Raw genomic sequence first — 25,394 nt, forward strand, 5'->3', positions numbered from 1 at the left:
TAACCCCCCAGCCGGGCAAACATGCAGTGATGTTATGGTTTAACGGCTGGGGCGTCCCATTCCGTCGCTTAAACTGCAAACTGCATAAATTGCTCACGAATAAGGGTTTGCGCATCGTCCAGTTTGGCCTGAACGGTGGTAAAGTCTGGCGCATCCAAACAGCGGGCGATGGCGCGCTTTAATCCTGAACCTGCCCGGTCGGCATCAAAATTTGGCCCGGCTGCAACCGCCAGAATCTGACGGACATCATGGAGGACACGTCCCGCTAGGATCAAGCGCCCAGCCGTTTCAAAAGCCAATACACCAAATTCTGCCAGCGCATGGAGCGCTTCAATCGTATTGGCACGAACACAATTATGACCTCGTGAGGCCCCTAAAAGCTGATAATATTGGCTTAAAAACTCAAGATCAATCAAACCACCCGACTGGCGTTTGATATCCCATCGCCCGCGAACAGGATGTGCCAAAGCCATTTTTTTGCGCATCGCAACAATATCGGCCCGTATTGTCCCTAACTCGCGCGGCACTGACAATACCTGCGCCTTCATGTCCATTATTTCAGAGATCAATTCAAGGTCCCCCGCAACAGGGCGCAACCGGGTAAGCGCTTGAAGCTCCCACGTCCAAGCCTGGTCACGGTAATAATGCTTCAAAGCTGAAAACTGCACGGCAACAGGGCCAGCCCGACCAGATGGACGCAATTGCATATCCACATCATAGAGACTGCCTTCTGCGGTTTGAACCGAAAGCGCCGATACCAACCTTTGGGTAAAACGGGTGTGCCATTGCTCAGCACTGATTGGGCGCTCACCGTCGGATTCTTGCAACTCATCATCCACGTCATAGACAATCATAAGATCTAAATCCGAGTCTGCCGCTAATTCCTGTCCACCTAGTTTACCCCAAGCACACACCGCAAAGCGCCCATGAATACGGCCATGGATAGGTACCAAAGACTCTGTTGCAACAGGAATGAGGGATTGAATAGTCGCCTCAGCTAATTTGGAATAAGCCCGCCCCGCTTGATCGGCTCTGGCGCGTCCGTGTAAGACCTGAAAACCGATGCGGAACAATTCTTCACGGTGGCAACGCCGAACGATATCCAAACTGTGTTCAAATTGATCGGGATGGATCACCATATCTGCCATGATATTGTGGTCAATTTCAGAGGTGTCTGGGGCTAAGGGTGCCAAAAAATGGGGCGAAAGCATCGCATCTAATATCGCAGGTCGTTGTGCCAAGACCGTGCCTAATCGCGGGGCAAGTGCCAAGGTTGCACAGGTCTCCTTTAAAATCTTCGGTTCTGCTTTAAATAAAGACAGGATTTGGACGCCTGCTGGAAGGGCCGCAAAAAAATCTTGAAACCGAGCAAAGCCAATCTCAGGTTCCCCAGTAGCTGCTATGGCTTGGAGAAGTTCTGGCGTGAGGGCGGTTAAAAGCTCACGCGCGCGCGCAGTTCGGGTAGCTGGAATATGGCCATGGTGCCAAGCGCGAATAGTCTTGGCGATGGAAGATGGCTCGCTAAACCCTAAGGATGCGATAGTTTCTAAGGTTTCAAGATCATCTTCAACGCCGGTAAACACCAATGATCCCAATGGGCTTGATAGGGGCTTGCTCTCGGGAAAGAGCTCTCGCACACGGGTGCGGACCATGTCCCGACAGGCGCGGATATCGCGGTCCAAGGCGGCCAGATTTTCGTGCCCTGACAAAACCGCCACGCGCGCGCGCCTAGATGGGTCTGATGGCAGTTGATGGGTTTGCTCATCGTCTAGCATTTGAATGCGATGCTCTATCGCGCGTAAAAACCGATATCCATGCGCCAAATCATCGCGCGCAGGGGCATCAATTCTCCCGGCATCCACCAGTGCATCCAATGCATCCAACGTGCCGCGTAGCCGCAGGCTGGCATCACGGCCGCCCAAAATCAATTGCTGGGTTTGGGCAAAAAACTCAATCTCACGGATCCCGCCGCGCCCTAGTTTCACATCAAAAGCTGGATCATCTGAATCTTTGGAGCGGTGCACAGCATGAATTTGCCGCAAAATGGATTGCACATCATCAATGGCCGCAAAATCAAGGTTCTTGCGCCAAATAAAGGGTCGTAAATGATCGAGAAATGATGCCGCAATGGTCAAATCACCACCTATTGCGCGGGCCTTGATAAAGGCTGCCCGTTCCCAATTTTGTCCTACACTCTCATAATAGGCTTCAGCAGCGCGAAGCGAAACAGCAACGGGCGTGGATGCGGGATCAGGCCTTAACCGCCAATCCACCCGAAAGACATAACCATCAGGTGTTACCTCTTCAAGAATGCGCGAAACCGCTTGAACATGACGCACGCATAGACCGCTCGCATTGTCGCGGGCTTCTTCTTCAAAAGCGTCACGATCGTAAAATGCCGCCAAGTCAATATCGCTGGAATAATTGAGCTCTCCTGCCCCATGCTTGCCCATCGCCAGGATAAACAGACCTGGAACGAGGGCCTGCCCTCCCATGAGTGCCTTATCGCGTGATTGCGCCGTGCGACACGCCAATCCCATGGCGCTACAGGTAGCGATATCGGCCAAGCTGGACAAATAATGGGTGACATCTTGTAAGCCAAGTTCACCACTTAAATCCCCAAGCGCGCATCCCAAATGCGTATCAGCTTTGGCCTGGCGCAATGCCGCCATTGCCTCGTGCAATCCAAGCTGATCTGCCGCCGCGGCGTGTGCAAAGGCATTGAGAAAGCCATCACACAGCGAACCATGCACAAAGCCTTGAAAAGCATCTGCACGTCTTTGACACAGTCGTTCCAAATAAGGTGAAACGCTCCGCGCCACGGCCATGGACTCGGGCTTGGGTCCTAGGGGCTTGATGGCAATCATGGTGTCATCATCGGTAAAATCAGACGTGCTAGAAGGCCAAAGCCATCGCCATGTTCATGGGTCAAGCCATCCGATAGCACCAATCGCCCACCGTGTAATTCAGCGATCGCCACGGCCAAAGAAAGCCCAATGCCAGAACCAGGCAGTGACCGTGCATTATCCAAGCGGGCAAAACGCTTCACAACATAATCGCGCTTTTCCAGCGGTATGCCGCGCCCACTATCGCTGATGCTGATCTCGACCTGGTTGGCGGGAAGGTGCTTTGCATGAAGTTGTATTTCACCACATTGGGTATATTTCACCGCATTATCCAACAAATTTGAGATGGCTTGGGCCAACAATGAGCGGTCGGCCAAGATCATCAGACCCGGTTGGATATTAGGCGTAAACACCAAGCCCGCTTCTTCAATCACAGGCTCAAACAATTCAGCCAATTGGGTAACCAAAACACTGACGTCGAGCGCTTCAAGCTTGCCGCCTTCGCCCGCCTCTAAGCGTGACAAGCGTAACACTGCATTAAAGGTTGCCACTACATCATCCAATTGACTGATCGCATCTTCAATGACCTCTCTTAATTCGTCCAGTGTTTGGTCTCTGAGGGCACTATCTTCAAGGCGGGTGCGCAAGCGCGTTAGGGGGGAACGCAAATCATGGGCGATGGCATCCCCCGTTGTGCGCGCAGCAGCGACCAAGCGATCAATGCGCTCTAGCATGGCATTCAAGTCTTCGGTCAGATCGTCAAACTCATCGCCCTCACCGGGTGCGAGGGTACGCACTGCAGCCCGCCGCTTAAGGTCGCCTGCCATCACCGCGCGGGTGGTCATGGTTAATTCATGCACACGTCCAGCAACTTGGCGGGCCACCAAAAATCCACCGATCAAGGCAAAAGCTAAGACCCCAGCGCCGCCCATCCAAATCACCCGCGCCACCTGATCGGCAATCTGTAGCCCAGGCCCTAAGTCGCGCGCAACAAATAGTCCAAATCCGTCTGGCCCCGCCAAAAAGAAGCCACGGGCGCGCCTACGTTCCAAGCGCCCAGTTTCAGGCACGGGTCGTTCATAGCTAAAGCCCGTTGCCACGGCTGCATTGGGGTTTAGGGGCGCATCCGCATCGGGACGGCGTACCTGTGAGAGATCTAAGGGTGCGCTATCGATATTGCCCGAAAGGACGCGACCATCGGGCTTGACCAAGACATAAAGCGATTCACTGGCTTGTGCGGCACGTTGAATGACAGCCATATTGAGGCCATTGATCGATTGCTGCTCCCAGATATTACTCAGCTCAATCAGCTCCTTTCGGGCATAACGGTCTGCCTCCAAGCCAAGGCGGCCGACTGTAGTCGCATACAAAAATCCAAGCAAAAGCAAAGCAAAACCAGCAAACAAACCTGCAAATGCTATGGCCACGCGTAATGTTGTCGTCCGCATCAGCGAACCAAATGGCGTGAGCAGCTTTGTGATCATAGGCGCTATGCCTCTAGCCGATATCCGGCACCTCGCACCGTATGAAGCATCGGCTTGTCAAAATCTCGATCAATTTTGGAGCGCAAACGCGATACATGTACGTCGATCACATTGGTTTGGGGATCAAAATGATAATCCCACACCTTCTCCAGCAACATCGTGCGTGTCACCACTTGGTTGGCGTTACGCATGAGATATTCCAGTAGTCGGAACTCACGCGGCTGAATATCAATCTTCTTACCCTCGCGGCGAACAACGCGGGCGAGAAGGTCCATTTCAAGCTCACCTACTTTTAAATGAGTTGAAGGTGATCCACCCTCTTGGCGGCGACCTAAAGCTTCAACGCGGGCGATCAACTCACTCGCCGCATAAGGCTTTGCAAGATAATCATCCCCACCGGCATTAAGGCCCTCAACCCGATGTTCAACATCGCCTAAGGCCGACAGAAACAAAACCGGCGTGACAATTCCCGCAGTGCGCAAATCAGCAACCACACTCAGGCCATCCTTTTTGGGCAGCATACGGTCAAACACAAGCACATCAAACGCCCCACCTCTGGCCATCATCTCGCCGGTTTCACCGTCTCCCGCTAGATCGACGACATGACCCGATTCTTCTAAGGCCCGGCGCATATATAGTGCGCTTTCGCCAGCATCTTCCACAATCAGGACGCGCATGGCTTATCCCCCCAACAATGACAATTATTTTTTCGGCCTAGACGGGGCGTCTGATTCCTCTGCATCCAAAGGCAAAGCGACAAAGCCGCCGCCACCGGCTTGGCTTTGGATAAACAATCCAATGAAAGCACGTCCCGCTGCTCGGGCTGCTTTTACCGCTGCTTCTAGCTCTTCCGAAGAGCGCACTTCTTTATCATTAGCCGTCAAAATAGCGTCCCCAGCGCGGATACCCCGCTTGGCAGCTTTGGAGTCTGGATCAACCTCTAAGATCAAGACGCCGGCTTCATTTGGCGGAAGGCGAAGGCGGGTGCGCGCTTGGGCTGACAATGGCCCAACACTTAAACCCAGCGCACTCGAAGCTGCCGCTGCTGATGGCGGTACCCCATCAGGGCCGGTAGCATCACCACGGGCGAGTTGTTGTTCAGACGGTCTCGCAGCAATGGTAACTGAAACCGTGCGGCGGCTACCATCAGCACCAGCAATTTCAAGCTTGACCACTTCACCAACATTGGTTTGTCCGACGCGTCGGGTCAAATCGCTGGACCCTTCGATCTTTTGACCATTGAACTTTAGCACAACATCACCGCGCTTAAGACCAGCTTTTGCCGCTGGCGCACCTGGGGATACATTGGCAATCAACGCGCCTTTGGCGTCAGCCCCCAAGCCAAAACTATCGGCCATTTCACGGCTAACATCTTGGATCGTGACCCCAAGCCAGCCATAGGTCACTTTGCCTTGGGCAATAATCTGTTTGGTTGTACGGTCAGCCAAACTTGCAGGAATGGCAAAACCAATCCCAATATTACCGCCAGAGCGCGTGAAAATCGCGGTATTCACCCCGATAACCCGGCCACTCATATCAAAAGTCGGCCCACCGGAATTGCCCGGATTGATTGGCGCGTCAATTTGCATAAAGTCCGCAATATTGCTTTCACCACGGAAATCGCGGCCTAATGCCGAAATGATCCCGGCAGTGGCGGTACCACCCAAATCAAACGGATTACCGATTGCAACCACCCAATCGCCAACGCGAACTTTTGCTTCAGGCGCAAATTGAACATAGGGGAAGCTACCCCCTTCAACTTTTAAGACCGCCAAATCGGTACGCTCATCGCGACCAATGATCTTGGCTTTAAGTTCGCGACCATCTTTGAGGGTGGCTGTAATTTCTTTGGCTTTTTCAACCACGTGATTATTGGTGACGATATAGCCCGTTGAAGAGATGAAAAAGCCTGAGCCACCGCCTATCTGTTCGCGCGGCCTCGCTTGCTGACCATCGCGTTGATTGGGCATTTGCTCAAAAAAGCGACGTAATTGTGGGGGCAATCCTTCCAAATCTTCCATGGATGGCCCACCAGATGGAGCTTCAGATACTGCAACCACTTCTAAAGACACCACGGCGGGGGACACACGCTCTACCAAATCGGCAAAGCTGGGCAACATTGTTGCGGCCTTGGGAGCTTGAGTTGAAATTTGTTGCGCTGAAATCTCGCCCGGCGAAAGAACCTGTCCCACCCCAAAGGCCCCAATAGCCAAAGCAATAGCGGCTGCACCAGTCAGAATGGGACGACGCATAAAAGGTCTTGCCACACTTTGTGGCGTCACTTGTTGCGAGTTGGGTTGAGAGCTTGGGGCAAACTTATCACTTTGAGTGTCCAACGACATGAACTTCATCCTGCGCCTACAAAGGCCCGACCTTCGAGCCTTATTGGATGTAGTATGACATCTCAAACATGGCCAGACCATGACTAAAACATTACAATTCATTTAGAGTAAAGTTGGTGTGAAAAAATCTAATTGGACCATATTTTAATCATTTAAATCAGATAATTGATACTCTTTCAGTGCAGCACGCACCTCATCGTCTTGAAGCTCTGGCGCAATTTCGGGGCCAATTTCTTTGCGGCGGCTAACCCAATAAAGGCCAGCTCCGCCCATTAGCAATAAGGCCAAGGGCGTGCCCCATAGCGCCAAGGTGTCGAGGCCAAGACGGGGACGCAACAGAACAAACTCGCCATAACGTTCGGCAAAGAAACGCCGTACCTGCGCGTCACTATCTCCAGCGGTAATCCGTTCGCGAATGGCTTTACGCATATCCAAAGCGATTTGAGCCGATGACAAAGCGACTGGTTCATTCTCGCACACAACACAGCGGATTTCGCGCGCTAAATTCTGGGCACGCGCTTCTTGGTTCGGATCGCTCAACGCCTGTTCGGGTGTGACAAGCGATCCCTGTGCGGCAAAAACGGGGGCGGCAAGCAAAGTGACAAAGCTTAGGGCCCAAAGGATCATCCACTGTGTCAAACGCCGCACTATCATGGGGTACTGGTTCCTGCTCCCTGCAAACCAAAATCAGCCTTTGGCTCTGGAGAGATCTTGGCACCCTTAAGCCGCGCGGGCTGGGGTGCCCCCACGCGCAAACGACGATCCGTTAAGCTAACAGCACCCCCAAGTGCCATTAAAAACGCGCCACCGAAAATACCAATCACCAGTGGGTTCGAATATAAGCGCACCGTCCAAGCCATTCGGCCAGAGATTTGGGAAGGGTCACCCAAAGCCGCATAGACATCCCCACCCAGGGATGAACGGATTGCTACCTCCGTGGTTGGCATCCGCGAAGCAGGGTAAAATCGCCTTTCGGGCGTTAAGGTGAATTCGCGCGTACCCCTTGTTACCACCAAAAGTGCCCTGTCCGCATAATAATTGGGGCCTTCTTCGGCCGTTACGCTTTTGAGCGTTACACTTGATCCTGCAAATTGGGTGGTTTCGCCAAGACCTAAAGAAGCGGTGTGCTCTTGGCGGAATGCTGTTTCAGAAACAGCACCTAAGACAAAAACGCCCAAGCCCATATGCGCGATGGTCATGCCCCATGCGGCGCGTTGCACCCCTTTAAGCCGCGACCAAACCTGCGGCCAAGCCAACTTGCCAAACTTGGCGCGGTCTAGAACTTCTGAAATCGCGCCACACACAAGCCACGCCCCAAGTCCAATCCCAATGGCGGCTAAAGCTTTGCCCCCCATGAGAGCCCAGGTCAGCGTCATCGCTAAGGCGGCACAAGCCCCTGCGACCCATAGGCGCTGTAAAGCCCCCGCTAAGTCACCGCGCTTCCACGCCAAGAAAGGGGCTATGGGCAATACGATCAGGACCAGTGCCATCAAGGGCGTGAAGGCAAGATTGAAATAGGGCGGGCCAACCGATAGCGCGCGCTTAAACACTGCCTCCCCCAACAAGGGATAAAGTGTTCCGACTAAAACAGTCGCGGTTGCGACCGTCAAAAACAGATTATTGACGACCAAAGCGCCCTCTCGGCTGATCGGCGCGAATAACCCCCGATCCGAACCAAGGCTTGGACCCCGCCAAGCAAAGAGTGCTAACGCTCCCCCAGTAAAAGCCGCCAAAATCATCAAGATCATAAATCCACGCTTGGGGTCGAGGGCAAAAGCGTGCACGGAGGTCAACACACCTGAGCGCACCAAGAAGGTTCCAAGTAGGGACAAGGAAAATGTCAAAATCGCCAGTAAAATCGTCCAGCTGGCTAGACCCCCGCGCTTTTCAGTTACAATGGCGGAGTGCAATAAGGCGGCCCCCAAGAGCCAAGGCATAAAGCTTGCATTCTCAACCGGGTCCCAGAACCACCACCCACCCCAGCCCAGTTCATAATAGGCCCAATAAGAACCAAGGGTGATGCCGATGGTCAAAAACGTCCAAGAAGCCAGCGCCCACGGTCGCACCCACCGCGCCCAGGCCGCGTCCACGCGGCCCTCGAGCAAGGCCGCAACGGCCAATGAAAACACCACCGAAGAACCGACATAGCCCAGATATAAAAAAGGTGGGTGAGCGGCCAATGCGGGGTCTTGGAGCAAGGGGTTTAAGCTAGCGCCTTGTAAGGGTGCTGGATCAAGACGCACAAACGGATTGGAGGCAAAAGCCAGATAGGCCATCATCACCGCCGTCAAAAGGCCTTGAACCCCAACCGCGCGGGCACGCAAATCCCAGCGCAGTCCTTTAGAAAACCGGGCCAACATCCAGCCAAAGCCTGCGGAGATCAAACACCACAATACCATAGAGCCTTCATGACTGCCCCAAGTTCCAGCGATCTTATAGAGGAGTGGCTTTAGAGTGTGGCTGTTGGTTGCCACATTTTGCACCGAAAAATCAGAGCGGATGAAGGCACTCATCAAGGCAAGAAATGCTAAAGCGATGGCCAAAGCGGATACATCCGCCGATGCCCGTGCCATGGCAGCGAAGCGACCGTCATGCGCGTGCCCGCCCCACAGGCCTGATCCAGTTTGGGCAAGGCTGGCTGCAAGGGCTAAAAAGATGAGGAAGTGTCCGAGTTCAGCGATCATAAGCCATTATGTACCCCGCGCCCTGTGCGCTTCAACTGCTTTGGCTGTTGAATCCCGAGCAAACTGACCTGAAGTCCACTCAGTTGGAGCCCGAATACAGCGTTCTAGATGGGACGTTGGTCGAGCCAGAGCTTATCGATGAAAGATCGCTGGTTTTTTGCCCAGCTTGGCTAACCGGCATGGGTGCCTCACGCCATTGACCCGAGGCTTTAAGCGCATCGGCGACTTCCTTGGGCATGTAATTTTCATCATGGCGGGCTAGGATCGTGCGCGCCTCAAAAACATCATTGGATCGAAAACGACCTTCAGCGATCACGCCTTGGCCCTCGCGAAACAAATCGGGCAATACGCCGCGGTAGTTCACCCGCAAGTCTGCTGTGCCGTCTGTGACAACGAAATTGACCACACCGTTTTCGCTGCGCACCACCGTACCCTTTGCGACCAAGCCGCCGATGCGGGCCTGGGTGCCCGCTACGGGCTTTTTCTTCGCGGCATCAGCAGGCGAGAAAAAGAAAGACGCCGTATCCTTAAGCGCCAGACTAGCAACCGCCGTCGCGCCCAAAAGGACGACACCAGCAGCACAAATCAAAAGAAGGCGACGATCACGTCTGCGCATAGGGGACACTCTCGGTTTATAACACCTTACTGTCTGGCGCTTTGAATGGAAAGCAATCTTTCGCTCACAAAAACTCACCTTTTCGGCATTGGTGTTAATGGAGCAGAAGCAACATCGCCAATGCTTGCTAAGCAGGTTTGATACAGCGCCTTTAAAAATGGGTCCTTTTGGGCAATTGTTTCACCGGCTTGAAGCATTGACTTGGCGGCGTTCACTTGCCCGGTCATCATCAGTACGCGCGCCGCAGAAAGGCGTAAGGACGGGTTTGCAGGATCGCTTGTTACGCGGGCGACGCGGGCCGCTACCATTGCTTTAATGAAGGCTTGTTGTGCTTTTGGGTCAGCACCCATCATAGCATTTTTGGGCGTTTGAGACCCGTCCATGTCCGGACCACGGTCTAATTGGGACAAGACATCGATAGCCCGCGCCACTAAAAGATTTTGATTATTGGTTTGGCCAGCATTGCTCTCATAGGCACGACGCCAAATGGCTAGCCCATCCTTGTAGTTGCCGGCGTGCCATCGGGCAAGACCCAAATAGAAAGCCGCAGACGGTGAATTTGGATCAAGGCTCAGGGCCGCTTCTAAAGCTCTTTGAGCATCTGGTCCAAGTTGGTTGTCATTTAGCCGCATTAAAACGCCACCTGTTTCAGCAATCCATTCAGGATTGGTTGGGTTGCGTCGCAATGCTGCTTGATAGGCGCGAAGCGCATCTTGATCACGGCCAGAGCTGACCATAACTTGTGCCATTAAAGCGTGCGGCAATGCATCTTCGGGGTTTTTCTTGGCTTGCTCTTGCAATAAGAGCAAAATTTCCTCTTCGCTTAAGGTTTCAGGGGCTCGGGCTAAAAGCTGGGCTTGACGGACAGAAAAAGGCTGATCAGGAAGATTTGGTGATCCAAATACTACATAAAGTCCGCCCGCTAACACAGCTGTGACAAGGGCTACTGCGCTCACCAAAGCGCGATTCAGGACGATACCTTCCCCAATGATGCGGTCACGGGCAATGATCAAACGGCGACCAATTTCCAAACGACCCGCTTGTGCAGCCTCCATCGATATTCTGCCTTGGTTAACATCACGATCCAGCTCCTGGAGTTGGTCCTGATAGACAAGAAGGTCTGGGCGGTCGGTTTCGTCTTGTCTGATTTTGGCACCAGCCCTCAAGATCCACCAAGCAGCGCCCGTTAAAATCATCAACACTGTGGCCCAGAACGTTGCCGGCAGTACAAGTGGCGCAATAGAACTCAAATTAAGGGCAGACATGCATATTTACCCCAATGATTTCTGGGAAAATTGGTAAAATGTCACGGGACACAATGATGCTAGGGGGCACGATTATAGGATAATATGCTGCAAGTTACACCCCTTTTGGTACCATTTTAGTGGCCTTGATCTGTTTGGACTTCAAGGCCGCAATTCTGCGCTCAAAACCAGTTGCAGCTCGGTTACCATCCAAAGCAGAATAGAGCAGGGTTGTAGCCCAGATATAGTCATCTAAATAGCGTGAAGGATTGTTTTCATAGACTAATTGCACCAAGGCATCGGCAGTAAAATCTAGATAATCAGCGCAGGACTTTATAACTTTTTGACTTACCACAGCAATTCCAGCTTCGTTGGCTAAATGGCGGATTGCGGACAAAAACTCCAAATAAGACCGTGCGACTTGTACGGCTTCTGAATCAATTTTCACCGATACGCGAGGCAGAATGGTCGTCGCGATTTTACCCTTGCGTACCGATTCACGGGGCAACACCTGCTCTAAGGCTGTGACAGCACCCTCACAGATATCTTCTAATATTTGACCTGTACGTGAGCATATCTCGGTCAATTCCTGCTGCCAAGGTCCTAAGTAATTAAGTAATTGACTTTTTGAAAGTCCGTTGGCCAAAAGAATATGTCGATTTAGGGCATTGATCATACGCTGGGCGTTAAAGATGGTTTTGTTATATTCTTCCCAGATCAGCTGGCTTTGCTGATGGATTAGACCCAAAATCCGCCGTCCAATCAACCCATAAGGGGTTGTGTCTATCTTGATATCATCGAAAGTGGGTAATAGTTTTTTTACCACGCGCAAGATGTGAAAAGGCTTGTCCAAGGTCGACATATTAAGCAGCATAAGTTCAACGCCCACCTTGATATCATGCGCTTCTTGTTTGCGGACACATTTAGTGAGATGCATGATTGAGTTTTCATGCATATCACCATATCGGCTTTGTGAACCTGTCCATAATTCATTGTTGAGCTTATTGGCCAAAAGCAATGGACGTAAACGATCGAGGATCAGGCTGCTTTCAGGGGTATCTCCTAGAATAGCTAATTGCTCATCTGACACATCAGAAATGCGTTCAAGGACCACATCGCGATAGCCATTTGCAAGATTTTGTGCCCCCTTCACATCACCCTTAAGACTGGCATCGCGGATCAAGGGATCTAATTCGGTAAAAACATCATTGGCCAATTGCGTCGATATGACATGCCAAACTTGCGCCAACCCTTGGCGCGGCAGAGATCCTGGTACAAGGTTGCTGAGTTCTTGACTTGCAAATAAACCTGAAAAGGGCTCCCAGAACAAACGGTCAAATCCAGGAATACGGCTTTTCCCAACGCCATCAAGGAAATTCGGGATTATTCCAGCCTGACGTAGCGTTTCCAATAAATCTATGATGGCATTAGGGCGGTTTCCCTCAAGTTTGACGCGCTCTAATAATGACCACACTTCATGAGAATTTGCATGCGTAGTAGCAAGGACAATTGTCCTTAAAGCGGCAATCTGTTCATCGGTTAAAACTTTCATGCCCTCAACTTGATAACAGACACTTTATACGCAAACTAGTTCAAGACACCTTATACTATGTTACCAACAAATAAATACTTATAATCTTGCTGACAATCTATACTCTAACGCTTTCCTATGTGCGATAAGCAGGTGTGACTAAACTTTTTCTGCAGCAGGTATTAAGAGTTGTGCCTTTAATCCGCCATAAGAAGATCGACCCAAAATGAGGCTGCCACCATAGACACGCACGAGATCATCGCTAATAGACAGGCCCAAACCCGATCCCGGCAAGGATTCATCTATCCGCGCGCCGCGTTTTCGGGCTGAGAGCAAAGCAAGGTCATCAAGCCCTTGGCCATCATCTTCAATGGCAATTTCAATATGTGTGTTAGAGGCAGCTCTGGCCCTGATTTCAACCAATCCACCGCCATATTTACATGCATTTTCAGCCAGATTGCCAATCATATCCTCCAAATCCTCTCTCTCACCACGAAAAATCAAATGATTATCGTAGGAACATGACACTTTGACCCCATCCATAGCGAATAAGCGGCGCAGAGTTTTGCACATATCTTCCAAGACTGGACCAATTGGCGTCCGGGTACCTAAGGTTTCTGCCCGAGCTGCCGCTGTTGCCCGCTTGAGATAATGCTCAACCTGGCGGGACATGGTTTCACATTGTCTGGCTACTAGATCTTCAAAATCGCCGCTTTTATGGCGCGCCTCGGTGAGCATCACGGATAAGGGGGTTTTGAGTGCATGGGCAAGATTGCCTACATGGGTTCGCGCGCGTTCAACCACTTCTTGGTTGTGGGTCAAAAGCGCATTGAGTTCGCTTGCCAATGGGGCTAATTCACGAGGTACGTCTTCGTCCAAGCGTTCTAAACAGCCAGCGCGGATTTTCCCCAATTGGCGTCCCATCTGACGCAAGGGCTCTAGGCCCAGTTGAACTTGCAAGAAAATCGCACCCAACAATCCAAGCGCCAAGGCGATCAATCCTAGAGTCAAAATCAACGCAAATCGTGCAGCAGCATCGACAGCTTCTTGGGTATCGGCCCCGACCATGATCAATGTGGGATATCGTCGGTTTGGTAATTGCACCAATCGACCCGCAATGCGCAACTTCTCTCCTGCCCTCACGATATCAACGCTTTGAGTCGATCCTGGTGCCGCACGCACCTGATTGAGGAGGTCGGCGCTGGGAATAAAAGGTCTATCCCAAACCGACCTAGAGGTGACGCCCACCTTTTGAATAAGCAAAGGACCTTCGACATCTACTACGCGCCAATAATGGCCTGATAGGGGTTTAACAAAACGGGGATCGGTTGGTGGACGCTTTATACGCAACTGACCCGCTTGATCGGTTTCAACACTTGCCGCCAAAGCATCAATGGAGACGGCCAATTCCTGGTCAAAAGCTTCAAACACCGTTGTGCGAAACAAAGCGGTCAGGCCATATCCTGTCCCTACCAACACAAAGGCAGACCAAATCGCGGCAACCCCGACCAAACGCCCAGCTAAAGAGGAAGATCGTTTCACCCGCCTTACACACCTAGCGGAGCATCAGGGTCGAGCAATTGATAGCCAAGCCCGCGCACTGTAGAGATTCTGTCTTGACCGATCTTTTTTCTAAGTCGGCCCACAAACACTTCAATTGTATTGGAATCACGATCAAAATCTTGATCATAAATATGCTCAATCAGCTCAGAACGGGGAATTACCCGCCCTGCATGATGCATCAGATAGGTCAAAAGGCGCAATTCATGACTTGTAAGCTTAACCGGGTTGCCATCCACAGTCGCGCGTTGTGCGCGTGAATCAAGGCGAAGCGCGCCGCATTCTAAAGCGGGTGTCGCGTGGCCAGCGGCGCGGCGAACCAAAGCGCGCAAGCGCGCCAATAGTTCTTCCATATGGAAGGGCTTGGTCACATAATCGTCGGCCCCGGCGTCAAAGCCTGCGACCTTCTCACTCCAGCGATCCCGCGCGGTCAAGATTAAAACAGGGACCAACTTACCCGCCTTTCGCCAGCGCTCTAAAATGGTCACCCCATCCACCACGGGCAAACCAAGGTCTAAGATTATAGCGTCATAAGGTTCTGTATCCCCTAGAAAATGTCCTTCCTCGCCATCGCTTGCGACATCAACAGCATACCCCGCATCAAGGAGGGCGCGCTCTAGCTGGCGGCGCAAATCAGGATCATCCTCAACAACTAAACAGCGCATATGCAATGTCCTTTTTTTGGGCTCCAGATCATCCCTGTCGTCCCACGATCTGGCCAGTTTGAGCGTCAACTTTGAAGATTATGATCCGCCCACGCGAAGCCTGCCAGCGCACAATATAATAGGGATGGCCGTTTTCACTGATCAGACTGGTATCCAATTGCGTACCAGGCTCAATATCATTGATCCGATCTAGCACCTGCGACAACGGCACCGTTTGACTAACCCGCACGAACAGGCCAGCTGCGGGCCCACGATTGGCTTCAGCGTGCCGGGAACTTACGCTTGCCCCAAGCAAAGCCATAAAGATCAAAAGTGCCATTGAGGGTTTCATAGCGCCTAAACTAATAGGAAGTTGCTGAACCTGGTCTAAACGCCTTTGTTTATTGTCCTGCATCGTTTCAAGCCACCCTGATCGAAATGAGACGCAAAACAAGTATATATGACAAATCAATAGATCGCATCATTTGAAAGGCTGTCTTTGGCGCAAAATGCGAATTATGCACATTGCGCATAAATGCGGCAGGCCTGGACGAAAGCTGAAAATACAGCCTGTGCATCTTCGCTCTCATCGAGGAGACGCTCACCATGCCATTGAATGCCAAGGGCAAAAGATTTATCAGCTCGCTCAACCGCTTCGATAATCCCATCGATGGAATAAGCTGAGACCTTCAGATGCGCGCCGACCTCTACGACACATTCTCGGTGAAAACTATTCACAATCAGGCGATCCTTACCGATTATGGCATGCAGCTTTGTCCCAGCTATAACGTCAATTTCATGCCGGGTCGTCGGATCATCATGAGGGATAGTGCCGTCCGTATAGCGGGCGATATCGCCACTCATTAACGAGCCAGTGAGGCAGGCTAACATCTGCATGCCGTTACAAATTCCCAGATAGGGTCGATCTTCTAGTAAAAAAGCTTCAACCAGGGCGCGCTCTATCTCGAACCGCTCAGACTGGGGCGCTTGGCTTGTTTGATCAGCACGGTACCAATCGGCGGGGAACTGGATGCGAGCCCCTGTCGATAAAAGGCCAGCACATATACGCAAAGCAAAGAGTACTGAATCTGGGCTATAGGACAGGCCTATACCAATACCACCAGCTCGTTCAATCGCTCGGAAATAGCCTTTACCAGCTTCGTAGGCCGTGGCACCCTGACTGGTATTCTCATCCAAAATGATGCCGATGATCGGCTTATGATCGATGGCAAGCACAGCTTTCCCCAAAGCAAAGTGTAGTGCTAACGTTTAGGAGGATCATCTCGGCGGTCCCAATTGGTCAGAACTTCCTTTAAGCTAGCATTATTCCCTTCAGGCAAAGCGATGATTAAACGAATAAATAAATCGCCCGGTGTTCCGGGTCGCGCGACCCCTTTACCCTTGAGCCGCAATACTGTCCCAGAGTTTGATCCAGCGGGAATGTTTAGCGCGACTGTTCCATTGGGTATGGTGGCTTCGATGCGGCCCCCATTTAGCACCTCCTGCAAGGATACAGGCAAATCCATTCGTACATCATCACCGTCACGATGAAATACCGAGTGGGGAGTGACGTTAATCGTGACCATTACGTCGCCAGCGGGCATACCACCACGCCCCGGCCCACCTTGGCCACGCAACCGTAAAGTCCGCCCTGTTTCAACCCCAGCAGGGATCGCAACCTCAATGCTGCGGTCACCAATTTTGACGCGCTGTTTGGCACCAGAAATCGCATCCTCAAAACTGATTTGCAGGGTCGCATGAAGATCTTGGCCCTTAGCGCCTGCTTGAAAGCCAGGTTTTGGCCCGCCGCGTGACCCAAAGGCAGCCCCGAATAAATCCCCAAACATATCTTCAAAATCGACTGCGCCAGGGCCACTCCCGCGTTGGTGCGCCCCACCAGCACCAAAAAACCCACCAGGTCCAAATGGATCGCCGCCACCAAATGGCCCGCGTCCCCCGCCGCCAAAACCAGCAAATTTTGGATTAGCGTCCGCGTCAATTTCACCGCGGTCATAACTGGCTTTACGGTCGGGATCATCGAGAAAATTAAAAGCGGCGGAGACGCGCTTAAACCGCTCTTCAGCAGCTTTATTATTGGGGTTGGCGTCAGGATGCAGCTGTTTGGCGAGCTTACGATACGCTTTACGAACGTCTGCAAACGGCGCGCCGCGCGCGACGCCCAATACGGAATAAGGATCCTCGGCCACGCATTGATCTCCCACCGTCTTGAGTCATAGTCAAACGTCGCCAACGTCAACCGTTGGGATCGCCCAGAACATGACTAGACTTAGGCGCTCCTTGCGCGTCGCGAAAGGGGGCATTTCACCCAGCTACCATTTCACCCCACTACAATGCAAGCTGGTCTACCAAAGGATAACCTACAAGGTCAGACGTACCCAATTGACAAATCTCAACATGTAACAGGGCTTGTTGGGTACCAAAATCAGCCAATTCTTTGGCGCGCGGGTATAGATAGCTTGGCGTGTCGGTCACAGCTTCATGCACCATAACCCCAGAAGAAGTCATCAATCTGATCCGATATTTTTCACTAGCGCAGCCAAGGGGTACAATGGGCACATCCCAACTATCGCCATCACCCCAAGCCCTTCGGATCCAACTCACCATAACACCATCGCTACGGCGTTTAGCTTTAGCATGGCAGGGTGACCAAGGCTTTTGGGCCGAAGCACGAAACCGTGCGTTTAGAATTGTCGCCAATTGTGCTTCGCCAACAGGCTGGCCTGCATAAGATAAAGTCGATCCCCACAAGTTTTGATCAAGACTGCCAATGCCAATGGCTTCGTTGAGCACAATAAAGCTGGTACCCGATGCAATGGCGGGGGCTTGTGCAACTCCCAGATAACCGCGCACCAGTCCGTTCAAGCGCCAAGTCTGTGGTCCGACCAGGTTAACAGCCTGCCAAGTTACGATATCAAGGATCTGGTTGTCCGCTATGAACGCGCCTTTACCCGATGTAGGTGGGGTTTGATCATTAGAAAACACCACTTGACAACCCATGCCAAGCCTGCGTGAAATTGGAGCCGGATCAAGGGTGCTATTTAATTCCCCAGCCAGCATGGGGCGATTAAGGCGCGCGATTTGCTTGTCTCCCAACACAATCTCGATCTCATTAGGCCATGGTTTGGCGTAGGCACCAAAATGGGGTTGGGGTGATTGGGTTGACACAAATGGTGCCGGCAAATCCAACATCACTATATTTGGCGGTGAAACGATCACGGGAAGTTGCGGAGTGGGGTCAACAAAATAGCTGGAAATGCTAGCTAATTGGGCGCTGGGTGCACGCGATGCTGTCAGCTCTTGTCCCCATGCCCCTTCCAAGCGATCCACCCGCCATATCGTGCCATCTTCCCAGCTAAATCGATCACCAACCTCCAACAAAGCGGCCATGCGTCCACTTAAGGATCCACTCAAAACTTCCATTGGTGCGCTTTGAGCTAAATACTCGCTGACGGCTTTGCGACTGGTTGCATCGATCACAACGGGTAAGGTTACATTGAGCTGGTTGGCCTGATTGCTGGTCGACCCTGCTTGATACGTGGCAGGCTGATAATCTCGCTCACTGGCATAGGTTGTGGCCCGGGCAGATCTTGGTTGCTCATGTAGCAAGAGGGCTCTGCTCAATGCAGGTTTAGTTTGGTTGAGGACAAAATCCTTAGGACTTAAATCAATCAATCCAACACTGGGGGGGATGGTTTTAAGCCGCAAACTGTCGAATGCAGGTTGGGCTTCTAGGCCAAACGGCTTTGCCAATTGCTCAAACAAAGTGCGCGCATCGCTTGGGTTTTCTATAAGATAGCCCTCGATATAGCCTTCCACACTTGAGGTGTCCAGGCGCGATAAACCCGCACGCACACCGATATCGGCAAGAATATCCCTTATAGGCAATGCGCCGGCCCGCCCGGCCAGCCAATGGCCTTTAGCAGCATAAGCACCATCGCCCCATACGGATTGCAATTGAGGAAAATGAGGAAACGGCCGTGCATCCCATGTCCATAAATATATATGATCCAGATTAAGCATGGGCTTGCCATAAAGAGGGGAGATGGGATTATTGTCACGCCAATAAGATAATGTCGCTTCAAGGGCTAAGCGTTGTTCGCCATCATCGCGCTGCCCATTAGAAAAAGGTGGCAAACCGGCTTCAGATGATTTGGGGTCCGGGAAGACACTGGGGCGGTTGGCACCCTTATCAACGGCAGGAAACCCAACCTCCATAAGATAGATGGGTTTACTTTTGGGAACCCAAGGTGTTGGCTTGCTGACTCTAACCCCTCCATTTCGCTCATAATGCGCGTTGGACCAAAAGCCACGTAAATCCTTTTGCCGCCACACCCAGGGCTCCTGATATGCGCCATCGGTAATAGGGGTGCGCTGCTTAGCCAGCCTAGCTTGGTCATTAACATAATAAAAATCATAGGCTTCCCCTGCTTCAATCCCAGCTTTATACAGGTTGAGATCGGGCTTTGGGTCGCCTGCACGGCGATCGGTCAAGGGTGGATACCAGTCGATGCCAATGAAGTTGATCTCGGGATCTGCCCATAATGGGTCGAGTGGAAAACGAAGATCGGAAGTTCCAGGCGGGCTATATGCACCATATTCTGTCCAGTCAGCCCCATAGCCTAATTGGACGTTTGGTCCAAGGATAAGGCGTACCTCTGCTGCCAAAGCGCGAAGTGCAGTTACAGCCGGAAAACTCCCGTCAGATGATCGTAACCGTGTAAGACCGATCAGCTCAGAGCCAATCAAAAAGCCATCAACCCCGCCAGCAGCTTTGGCGAGGGCTGCTTGATGGAGAATAAAGCGCCGATAGGACCATTCGGCTGGTCCGGAATAGATCACCTCGCGTCCACGAAGTTGAAACTGCGCAGCCGTGGCTGTACCAAAAAACGCAGCGACTTGATTAGCCGCAGATGCGGTACCGTCCGCAGATCCTTGTTGATGAGGTCCAGGATAGCAGGTGATACGGCCTCGCCAAGGATAAGGCGCTTGGCCGATACCGCTGGTGTTGGTTGCATAAGGATTTGGCAAAGTGTTGGTGGCTGGAATGTCCATCATCACAAAAGGATTATGGGTAACAAAATGCCCCCGTCCTTTTAACTCTTGAATCGCCTCAATCACGCTTTGGTCTTCTGGTGAGCCACCATAAGCGGGCCGATCATCCACTTGCGTGACCAATTCTGCTTTTTGTCGAGATAGGCCCGCAACTTGCCAAGCCCGCGGCTGGGTGACCTTATAGGCTTGATCAACCCGGGGTTGAATTTTGCACATGCCAGCGCGCAGATCAGTACCAAACCAGGCAATAACTAAGGATATGGCGCGAACATTGGGTAAATCGCGCCCCAATTGATCGAGAGAAACCACCAAATCGGTTTGCGCGCTTTTAACATGGAGATTTTCACCTTTGGCCTCCCCCCCGCCCCACCGCGTGGTGATTGGCGTTGTCGCATAGGCAAATTCCCCTGCCCCCGGAATTAAGCAAACCGCGCGCGCTAAATCAGCCAAACGAGGCCCTTTTGAAGATGATGGTGATTGAGCAAAAACTTCAAACGAGAATTGAGGAATGCGATCATTAAACCCCGCCAGTGCCAAATCCTCAAACACAATATAGGCCAAACCGCGAAAGGCCGGTGCAAAATTAATGCCTTCAATAGCTTCAATTATCATATCAGGCATTTGGGTTTCATCGCCCAGATACAACCGATAGGTGACCGTCGATAGGTCAAACTTCTCCCCATTCACCCAAACTCGACCGATGCCGCCAATCGGTCCTTCGCATAAGCCAATAGCGAAGCTTAATGAATAAGAGCGCTCAACGACACGCTGCCCACCTTTACCCCCAACGGTTCTTTTGGATGTGCTTTCCTTAAACTGAGCCGCCCAAATGATTTGCCCAGTGATGCGACCTGCACCGTAAACGATAGGGATCGCCGCACCTTCCCCACCTCCTTGAACCTTAAGATTGGATAATCTGGATGGCTGTACTCGTGTTGGTGTCAGACTTGTTTGGATCGTTGCATCCAAGGCTGAACCTGCCATCGCCCCAACAAACCCACCAACAGGCCCAAAAAGAGCGGATCCAACAGTTGAAAGTATAAGGGTTGCCATACTTAGACTCTTTCTTCGGACTTGATGGAATGGGCTTGAGACGGGATCATAGCGGGCCAGTCAAATACGTGGGTTGTGCGCACGCTAAACCAGCTGCCATAGCGGTTTTCAACCACCCCCGCCGTCCAATGGGCATGGATAAAACGGCCATTTTCACTGACCAATCCGGCATGGACCGGCGGCCCGAAGGGCTGTTGCGACAATAGGATCAAAGTGCCAGGAACTGGCTCAGGGCAGGGCCGTAAAAAGGCATGGGCAGCGGCTTCTAAATCCTGGTTCAAGCTTTGCCGATCCGGGCAAGCCATACCAAGTTCACGGGCAATGCCTTCGATCAAGCCGACACAATCAGTTCCAATACCACGTAAACTGGCTTCGGGAACAAAGGGCGTGCCCAGCCAAGCCCGAGCCTTTTCAAGAACCTCTAACCTCATCGCCGCCCCCCGGTGTTGCCTGAAATGGCAGGGCCAGAAAACACCGCATCATCGCCAGGCAATGTCGGCACTCCACGAAAGTTAAGCTGGTTTTGAAATCGATCTCGACAAGTCGCGTAGGATTTATCGCACCCCACTTTTAAGAGTACACGATTGCCAGCTTGGGCCATGATTGGCATTGGTTGAGCTAAAGCGAGCGCGATTTCGTTTTGCGCAAACTCCAGCTTGGCTAGGCTTGTTTTCCAGTTTGCCGCAGGGCCAGTCTGGAACGCGCAACTTCCCCCAACCCAATGATCCAGTACGATTGCAGCAGGTTTTGGCACAATCAGGGTGCGATCATTGGGTATGCTTGTGATCACACTGTTCCAAGATCGCGTAGGCGTGCTTAAGTCGGCCTTGCAGCGACCATCACCGAGCTGCGCATCGCAGGTTCTTGCATAAACTTTGCCGATAACTTGATTAAGGTTAGGATCAAGACTGGTAATACTTAATTCAAACGCATGACCTTGGCAGGTGATAGACTGCACAGTCCCTGACCATAAATGGATTGCGCTTTCTGCATCGGTCCAATCAAACGCAAATGCTTCAACCTTCGCCTGATCCCACAAGCCAATCCTGACGTCGGCCTCACTCACCCGATCTAACCGCAAAGCACCCGATAAAGCTCCATGGCCTGGGCTGAGCGACAGCTCCTTTTCTAGAGCATTTTCGCGCAAGCTGATGCTAGCCTGAAACAAAGTGCCTAGCCGAGTTAAATCTCGATCATGCTCAGTTGCTGCCACGATGAAACCATCCTTACGCGTTAGCCGCCATGCGCGGGCTAAAGTGGTCACGCCTTCTACCAATTTGGCCGTAAGTGCTGGGTTGAGCTGCCTCATATGCTGATTTCCACAAGACTGAGCGCAACAACTCGCCCAGCATCAAAGGCATCATGGGCGATATCCAATCGATCGCTATCAAATCGAACAGGAGTATCGAAGCGAAATCCCGCCCGTACCAAAACCCCATTAGCAGGCGCTAATGCAAGGGTAATTGTCCCCGTTAAATCCTCAACCGTGAACCCACTTGCGGGTAATTCAGTATTGCCAACCCCAATGCGTACACTGCCCAAGACAGGTAGAATAATCGGGCGAACACTTGATCCCGCAGCATCTCCATAGGTTTTTTGGAGCTGAAATGTCTTGTTGGTGGCATCGCCAGTTCCCAACAACTGATCGAATGGAGTGGGTGTTTGAAGCGGGGGACAACTTTTAAAGTCTGACGGGTCGCGGAACCGAAATCCATAAAGCCGCCCAAACCGTGCTTCAAAAAAAGCGGTAATCGTCGCCAAATCATCCAAATTGCGGATTGAGGAGCTAACCTCCCAACGGCGTTTTGAAGCTGAATAGGGGCTATTTCGTGCTTCCCGGCCATCAGCGAGCTCAACTATATCTGTACGCCGCTCAGGACCTCCAACTGCACCACGTGCAAGTTTTAAGGGAAAAGCGATGTTGTGAAACTGTCTCATACTAAAAGGCTCCCACGCTGAACTGCACGAGCCAAAGCCGCCGATATCTGATTTGAGGACCTTTTAACCTCACCAAGTGAACTTCCCGGTGCCATATTGATCACAATTGAAACTGGTGAGGGGAAGCCCGCAGTTTGGATTTGGCCTACAGCATTGGGAACAAATAATTCAGGGCCTCGCTCTCCGACCAGATAAGCACCTCCACTTGCCACCGGTCCGCCATTGGCGCGCGCGCCAAAATTGGGTAAGGCGCGAAATACAGACACCAATGCGTTATTGATCGGTGCCGTGACAAACCGATCAATCGCTATTTGCGACAAGTCCCGCACAATGCTTGCAGCCAGTCCGCGTACGGAAAGTTCGCCACTGCGCGCAGCCTCACCTAAAGCGCTAGATACTCTTTTGCCGGCCTTGGCAAACGCATCGCCAATCAAATCTGCGGCATCTTGAGCCGGTCCTCGCGCGAATGCATCCAAGCTCGCAGAGGCATCTTGCAGCTGATTATTCAATGAATTATTATTCGTTCCGTTCATAATCCAATTCCTGTTGGTCTGGGAAGGCGTGCTGAAGGGCGTGCAGATCTTGCTTAGTCATAGCGGGATTGATCCCAGCCAGTGCCCGCCATTCAGCAACAGACACTTCCCAAAATTGTGCTGGCCTCAAACCCATTGCAGCAGCTGAACCGAGCATGTCATGCCAAGGCAGAATGTTCATGCGCCTGCCCTTTCAAAAGCTTGGGCGATGGCGCGTACAGCCTCTTCTGGATCAATTCGGCACTGAGCAAGATCAGACGGGCTTAAGCTTTCCCCACTTAAGAGTGCCGAAATCACAACCAGAATATCTTGCCCCGACAAATTACGCAGACGCGCTTCTAAATCCGGCAGAGTTTCAACACTGAAGGCGGCTTCAAGACGGGCCAATGCCCCCAAGGTCAAGCAGAGTTTAAGGGGTCGCCCATCCGCTTGCATAACCGCCTCACCCCGAGCACAGTTAGGTAGGCTACTCATAGCGGGGTAAACCTCAACTCACCGGCACTGGCCAGTGTCATCGAGAAAGTTGCCTCGCCATCATGGGCGCCACCATATTCAAGAGCTGCAACCTGAAACGGCCCTTCAAACGTGCCAAAATCTGGGATGATCAGCTGCCAAATGCGGCGATCTTGCACCATAAAGCTGGAGCGCACCAACGCATCGGATGCTCCATCCTTAAACACTCCCGCCCCAGTCACGCTAGCCTCTTTCAAACCGGCACCCGAAAGAAGTTCGCGCCATGCGCCGGGGCTGTCAGCAGCGGTTGCATCCACCGATCGCGCAGACAAGGCGATTGTTTTAGCACGCAGACCCGCCACCGTGATGAAACTGGGTGTTACTTCGCCATTGGAAACTTTTAAAAGGACATCCCGTCCTGCTTGTCCTGCCATCATCGGCTCCTTTATGAATTTATATTCAGATAGCTTCAGCTATGATCTTAAGGCGAACAATTCCGAGCCAGGTTCGCCCATCCACGGCGCGCATCACGTCGCTATAGAGGGGCAAAACCAACACAATGCGTGCGCCACTGGCACTTGGGCGCGGTCCGGTGGCACAGGCCGCTAGGGCTGCTACGGCTTTGCGTGCTTCTTCGGCACCCGATTGGCGGCAAACCACTTCAAGGGTTGCGATATGTTCTTGTGTCGGCACCCCTGAAACGTCTACAGACCGGGTTTCCCAACGCCGCCACACTGCAAAGGGATAGGCAGCCAGCTTTACAGGGGCATCAAAGATACGGGCTGGATTACCCAAGGCTGATTTTACTGCGGTATCGGCTTTAAATGTGGCCTCTAATGCCTTTTGACATGCTATAGCGGTCATAGCTTGACGCCTTGGATGTTGCGGTCCCAAAGAGCCGGACCAAGCGCCTTGAGATCCGTAGTGAGGCCATCTCGGCGGGCCAATGCCTCCCCTACCGCCTCGATGATGGCAAGCTTAAAGGCTTGCGGGATTTGGGCAGCGGTGGCGTAACCAGCACGATAGTCCACTACAAGTCCAAACACCGTTTGGCTTATGTTAAACTTGCCATCCAATAGGCGAACTAATTCACTTGTAGCAGGTGTGGGCACACCTTTTTCATCGAGGACCGAAGCGGTGAGGATGGCTTGGACCGGGCTGGCGCCGGGCACCACAATGCCCGGCCCCATTGGCCCTAGGAAAGTCTGGCGCAGCTGCCGGGTGATCAAAGCACGCCCGGTGCGTACTTCAAACGCTTCTCGCGCCGCCCCGATCAATAAAGCAAGGATTGCATCATCACCCTCGCTACCAATCCGAAGATAGGCGCGGACTTCCAAGACGCTAACGGGCTCCCCCACCGGGGGGACAAGAATTTCCAGGGCCATGCGTTTAA

Annotated in this window: 24 protein-coding genes; all 24 read right to left on the reverse strand. The window is 52.2% G+C overall.

All coding sequences use genetic code 11. The features are described from left to right. Positions 1-68: 68 nt before the first annotated feature. The 24 genes from PsB1_RS08895 to PsB1_RS09010 all read right to left on the reverse strand — a co-directional run bounded on the left by PsB1_RS08895 (position 69) and on the right by PsB1_RS09010 (position 25,386). Positions 69-2,867 carry a bifunctional [glutamine synthetase] adenylyltransferase/[glutamine synthetase]-adenylyl-L-tyrosine phosphorylase gene (locus PsB1_RS08895; RefSeq protein ID WP_478210049.1) on the reverse strand — a complete coding sequence of 933 codons (2,799 nt, stop codon included), beginning with the start codon at positions 2,865-2,867 and terminating at the stop codon, positions 69-71. Next, positions 2,864-4,294, reverse strand: coding sequence for a sensor histidine kinase (locus PsB1_RS08900; RefSeq protein ID WP_284360542.1), 1,431 nt, complete (start codon positions 4,292-4,294; stop codon positions 2,864-2,866). The genes PsB1_RS08895 and PsB1_RS08900 overlap by 4 nt, the downstream gene beginning before the upstream one ends. 41 nt (positions 4,295-4,335) lie before the next feature. Then, positions 4,336-5,007, reverse strand: a complete 672-nt coding sequence (locus PsB1_RS08905; RefSeq protein WP_284360543.1) for a response regulator transcription factor — start codon at positions 5,005-5,007, stop codon at positions 4,336-4,338. A gap of 24 nt (positions 5,008-5,031) precedes the next feature. Continuing rightward, entirely contained in the window at positions 5,032-6,672 is a 1,641-nt protein-coding gene (locus PsB1_RS08910; RefSeq protein WP_284360545.1) for a Do family serine endopeptidase, read from the reverse strand. Positions 6,673-6,816: 144 nt separating this feature from the next. Beyond that, positions 6,817-7,299, reverse strand: coding sequence for a cytochrome c-type biogenesis protein (locus PsB1_RS08915; protein ID WP_284360546.1), 483 nt, complete (start codon positions 7,297-7,299; stop codon positions 6,817-6,819). Positions 7,300-7,322: 23 nt separating this feature from the next. After that, positions 7,323-9,356 carry a heme lyase CcmF/NrfE family subunit gene (locus PsB1_RS08920; protein WP_284360547.1) on the reverse strand — a complete coding sequence of 678 codons (2,034 nt, stop codon included), beginning with the start codon at positions 9,354-9,356 and terminating at the stop codon, positions 7,323-7,325. A gap of 79 nt (positions 9,357-9,435) precedes the next feature. Next, entirely contained in the window at positions 9,436-9,972 is a 537-nt protein-coding gene (ccmE, locus tag PsB1_RS08925) for a cytochrome c maturation protein CcmE (RefSeq protein WP_284360549.1), read from the reverse strand. 74 nt (positions 9,973-10,046) lie between these two features. Continuing rightward, positions 10,047-11,237, reverse strand: a complete 1,191-nt coding sequence (ccmI, locus tag PsB1_RS08930) for a c-type cytochrome biogenesis protein CcmI (protein WP_284360551.1) — start codon at positions 11,235-11,237, stop codon at positions 10,047-10,049. Positions 11,238-11,331: 94 nt separating this feature from the next. Then, positions 11,332-12,768, reverse strand: a complete 1,437-nt coding sequence (locus PsB1_RS08935; RefSeq protein ID WP_284360553.1) for a hypothetical protein — start codon at positions 12,766-12,768, stop codon at positions 11,332-11,334. 138 nt (positions 12,769-12,906) lie between these two features. Then, positions 12,907-14,289 carry an ATP-binding protein gene (locus PsB1_RS08940; RefSeq protein WP_284360554.1) on the reverse strand — a complete coding sequence of 461 codons (1,383 nt, stop codon included), beginning with the start codon at positions 14,287-14,289 and terminating at the stop codon, positions 12,907-12,909. A gap of 5 nt (positions 14,290-14,294) precedes the next feature. After that, positions 14,295-14,972 carry a response regulator transcription factor gene (locus PsB1_RS08945; protein WP_284360556.1) on the reverse strand — a complete coding sequence of 226 codons (678 nt, stop codon included), beginning with the start codon at positions 14,970-14,972 and terminating at the stop codon, positions 14,295-14,297. A 28-nt stretch (positions 14,973-15,000) separates the two neighbouring features. Further along, positions 15,001-15,291 (reverse strand): PepSY domain-containing protein, encoded by a 291-nt coding sequence (locus tag PsB1_RS08950; RefSeq protein WP_284360558.1) that lies wholly within the window; start codon positions 15,289-15,291, stop codon positions 15,001-15,003. A 176-nt stretch (positions 15,292-15,467) separates the two neighbouring features. After that, positions 15,468-16,187 carry a gamma-glutamyl-gamma-aminobutyrate hydrolase family protein gene (locus PsB1_RS08955; RefSeq protein ID WP_284360559.1) on the reverse strand — a complete coding sequence of 240 codons (720 nt, stop codon included), beginning with the start codon at positions 16,185-16,187 and terminating at the stop codon, positions 15,468-15,470. 26 nt (positions 16,188-16,213) lie between these two features. Continuing rightward, the gene (locus PsB1_RS08960) at positions 16,214-17,158 is read right to left on the reverse strand and encodes a DnaJ C-terminal domain-containing protein (protein WP_284360562.1); all 945 of its coding nucleotides are present in this window, start codon (positions 17,156-17,158) and stop codon (positions 16,214-16,216) included. Positions 17,159-17,297: 139 nt separating this feature from the next. Beyond that, positions 17,298-21,077, reverse strand: coding sequence for a baseplate multidomain protein megatron (locus PsB1_RS08965; RefSeq protein ID WP_284360563.1), 3,780 nt, complete (start codon positions 21,075-21,077; stop codon positions 17,298-17,300). A gap of 2 nt (positions 21,078-21,079) precedes the next feature. Further along, a complete protein-coding gene (locus PsB1_RS08970; protein WP_284360564.1) occupies positions 21,080-21,508 on the reverse strand; it encodes a C40 family peptidase in 429 nt (142 codons plus the stop codon). Then, positions 21,505-22,386, reverse strand: coding sequence for a phage/gene transfer agent baseplate hub protein (locus PsB1_RS08975; protein WP_284360565.1), 882 nt, complete (start codon positions 22,384-22,386; stop codon positions 21,505-21,507). Before PsB1_RS08975 ends, PsB1_RS08970 begins: the two co-directional genes overlap by 4 nt. Continuing rightward, positions 22,383-23,015 carry a DUF2460 domain-containing protein gene (locus PsB1_RS08980; protein WP_284360567.1) on the reverse strand — a complete coding sequence of 211 codons (633 nt, stop codon included), beginning with the start codon at positions 23,013-23,015 and terminating at the stop codon, positions 22,383-22,385. The genes PsB1_RS08975 and PsB1_RS08980 overlap by 4 nt, the downstream gene beginning before the upstream one ends. Further along, entirely contained in the window at positions 23,012-23,548 is a 537-nt protein-coding gene (locus tag PsB1_RS08985; RefSeq protein ID WP_284360569.1) for a phage tail tape measure C-terminal domain-containing protein, read from the reverse strand. Before PsB1_RS08985 ends, PsB1_RS08980 begins: the two co-directional genes overlap by 4 nt. After that, complete coding sequence (locus tag PsB1_RS08990) at positions 23,532-23,729, reverse strand: phage tail assembly chaperone (RefSeq protein WP_284360571.1); 198 nt, start codon at positions 23,727-23,729, stop codon at positions 23,532-23,534. Before PsB1_RS08990 ends, PsB1_RS08985 begins: the two co-directional genes overlap by 17 nt. Next, positions 23,726-24,022: a GTA-gp10 family protein gene (locus PsB1_RS08995; protein WP_284360573.1), complete on the reverse strand. Its 297-nt coding sequence runs from the start codon at positions 24,020-24,022 to the stop codon at positions 23,726-23,728. The genes PsB1_RS08990 and PsB1_RS08995 overlap by 4 nt, the downstream gene beginning before the upstream one ends. Beyond that, the gene (locus tag PsB1_RS09000; protein WP_284360607.1) at positions 24,019-24,435 is read right to left on the reverse strand and encodes a phage major tail protein, TP901-1 family; all 417 of its coding nucleotides are present in this window, start codon (positions 24,433-24,435) and stop codon (positions 24,019-24,021) included. Before PsB1_RS09000 ends, PsB1_RS08995 begins: the two co-directional genes overlap by 4 nt. 25 nt (positions 24,436-24,460) lie before the next feature. After that, positions 24,461-24,865, reverse strand: coding sequence for a DUF3168 domain-containing protein (gene gp17 / locus PsB1_RS09005; protein ID WP_284360574.1), 405 nt, complete (start codon positions 24,863-24,865; stop codon positions 24,461-24,463). Further along, complete coding sequence (locus PsB1_RS09010; protein ID WP_284360576.1) at positions 24,862-25,386, reverse strand: head-tail connector protein; 525 nt, start codon at positions 25,384-25,386, stop codon at positions 24,862-24,864. Before PsB1_RS09010 ends, gp17 begins: the two co-directional genes overlap by 4 nt. Positions 25,387-25,394 lie beyond the last annotated feature (8 nt).

It is taken from the genome of Candidatus Phycosocius spiralis (genome assembly GCF_030158815.1).
GTDB lineage: Bacteria > Pseudomonadota > Alphaproteobacteria > Caulobacterales > Aquidulcibacteraceae > Aquidulcibacter > Aquidulcibacter spiralis.

What these genes read in the sequence shown, in the direction of transcription:
- PsB1_RS08980 (WP_284360567.1), bottom strand. Translation starts at nt 23,015, where the DNA reads ATGAGACAGTTTCACAACATCGCTTTTCCCTTAAAACTTGCACGTGGT.
- PsB1_RS08970 (WP_284360564.1), bottom strand. Translation starts at nt 21,508, where the DNA reads ATGAGGTTAGAGGTTCTTGAAAAGGCTCGGGCTTGGCTGGGCACGCCC.
- PsB1_RS08985 (WP_284360569.1), bottom strand. Translation starts at nt 23,548, where the DNA reads ATGAACGGAACGAATAATAATTCATTGAATAATCAGCTGCAAGATGCC.
- PsB1_RS08935 (WP_284360553.1), bottom strand. Translation starts at nt 12,768, where the DNA reads ATGAAAGTTTTAACCGATGAACAGATTGCCGCTTTAAGGACAATTGTC.
- PsB1_RS09010 (WP_284360576.1), bottom strand. Translation starts at nt 25,386, where the DNA reads ATGGCCCTGGAAATTCTTGTCCCCCCGGTGGGGGAGCCCGTTAGCGTC.
- PsB1_RS08910 (WP_284360545.1), bottom strand. Translation starts at nt 6,672, where the DNA reads ATGTCGTTGGACACTCAAAGTGATAAGTTTGCCCCAAGCTCTCAACCC.
- PsB1_RS08905 (WP_284360543.1), bottom strand. Translation starts at nt 5,007, where the DNA reads ATGCGCGTCCTGATTGTGGAAGATGCTGGCGAAAGCGCACTATATATG.
- PsB1_RS09000 (WP_284360607.1), bottom strand. Translation starts at nt 24,435, where the DNA reads ATGGCAGGACAAGCAGGACGGGATGTCCTTTTAAAAGTTTCCAATGGC.
- PsB1_RS08895 (WP_478210049.1), bottom strand. Translation starts at nt 2,867, where the DNA reads ATGATTGCCATCAAGCCCCTAGGACCCAAGCCCGAGTCCATGGCCGTG.
- ccmE (WP_284360549.1), bottom strand. Translation starts at nt 9,972, where the DNA reads ATGCGCAGACGTGATCGTCGCCTTCTTTTGATTTGTGCTGCTGGTGTC.
- PsB1_RS08945 (WP_284360556.1), bottom strand. Translation starts at nt 14,972, where the DNA reads ATGCGCTGTTTAGTTGTTGAGGATGATCCTGATTTGCGCCGCCAGCTA.
- gp17 (WP_284360574.1), bottom strand. Translation starts at nt 24,865, where the DNA reads ATGACCGCTATAGCATGTCAAAAGGCATTAGAGGCCACATTTAAAGCC.
- PsB1_RS08900 (WP_284360542.1), bottom strand. Translation starts at nt 4,294, where the DNA reads ATGCGGACGACAACATTACGCGTGGCCATAGCATTTGCAGGTTTGTTT.
- PsB1_RS08920 (WP_284360547.1), bottom strand. Translation starts at nt 9,356, where the DNA reads ATGATCGCTGAACTCGGACACTTCCTCATCTTTTTAGCCCTTGCAGCC.
- PsB1_RS08990 (WP_284360571.1), bottom strand. Translation starts at nt 23,729, where the DNA reads ATGAACATTCTGCCTTGGCATGACATGCTCGGTTCAGCTGCTGCAATG.
- PsB1_RS08965 (WP_284360563.1), bottom strand. Translation starts at nt 21,077, where the DNA reads ATGGCAACCCTTATACTTTCAACTGTTGGATCCGCTCTTTTTGGGCCT.
- ccmI (WP_284360551.1), bottom strand. Translation starts at nt 11,237, where the DNA reads ATGTCTGCCCTTAATTTGAGTTCTATTGCGCCACTTGTACTGCCGGCA.
- PsB1_RS08915 (WP_284360546.1), bottom strand. Translation starts at nt 7,299, where the DNA reads ATGATCCTTTGGGCCCTAAGCTTTGTCACTTTGCTTGCCGCCCCCGTT.
- PsB1_RS08995 (WP_284360573.1), bottom strand. Translation starts at nt 24,022, where the DNA reads ATGAGTAGCCTACCTAACTGTGCTCGGGGTGAGGCGGTTATGCAAGCG.
- PsB1_RS08975 (WP_284360565.1), bottom strand. Translation starts at nt 22,386, where the DNA reads ATGAGGCAGCTCAACCCAGCACTTACGGCCAAATTGGTAGAAGGCGTG.
- PsB1_RS08950 (WP_284360558.1), bottom strand. Translation starts at nt 15,291, where the DNA reads ATGGCACTTTTGATCTTTATGGCTTTGCTTGGGGCAAGCGTAAGTTCC.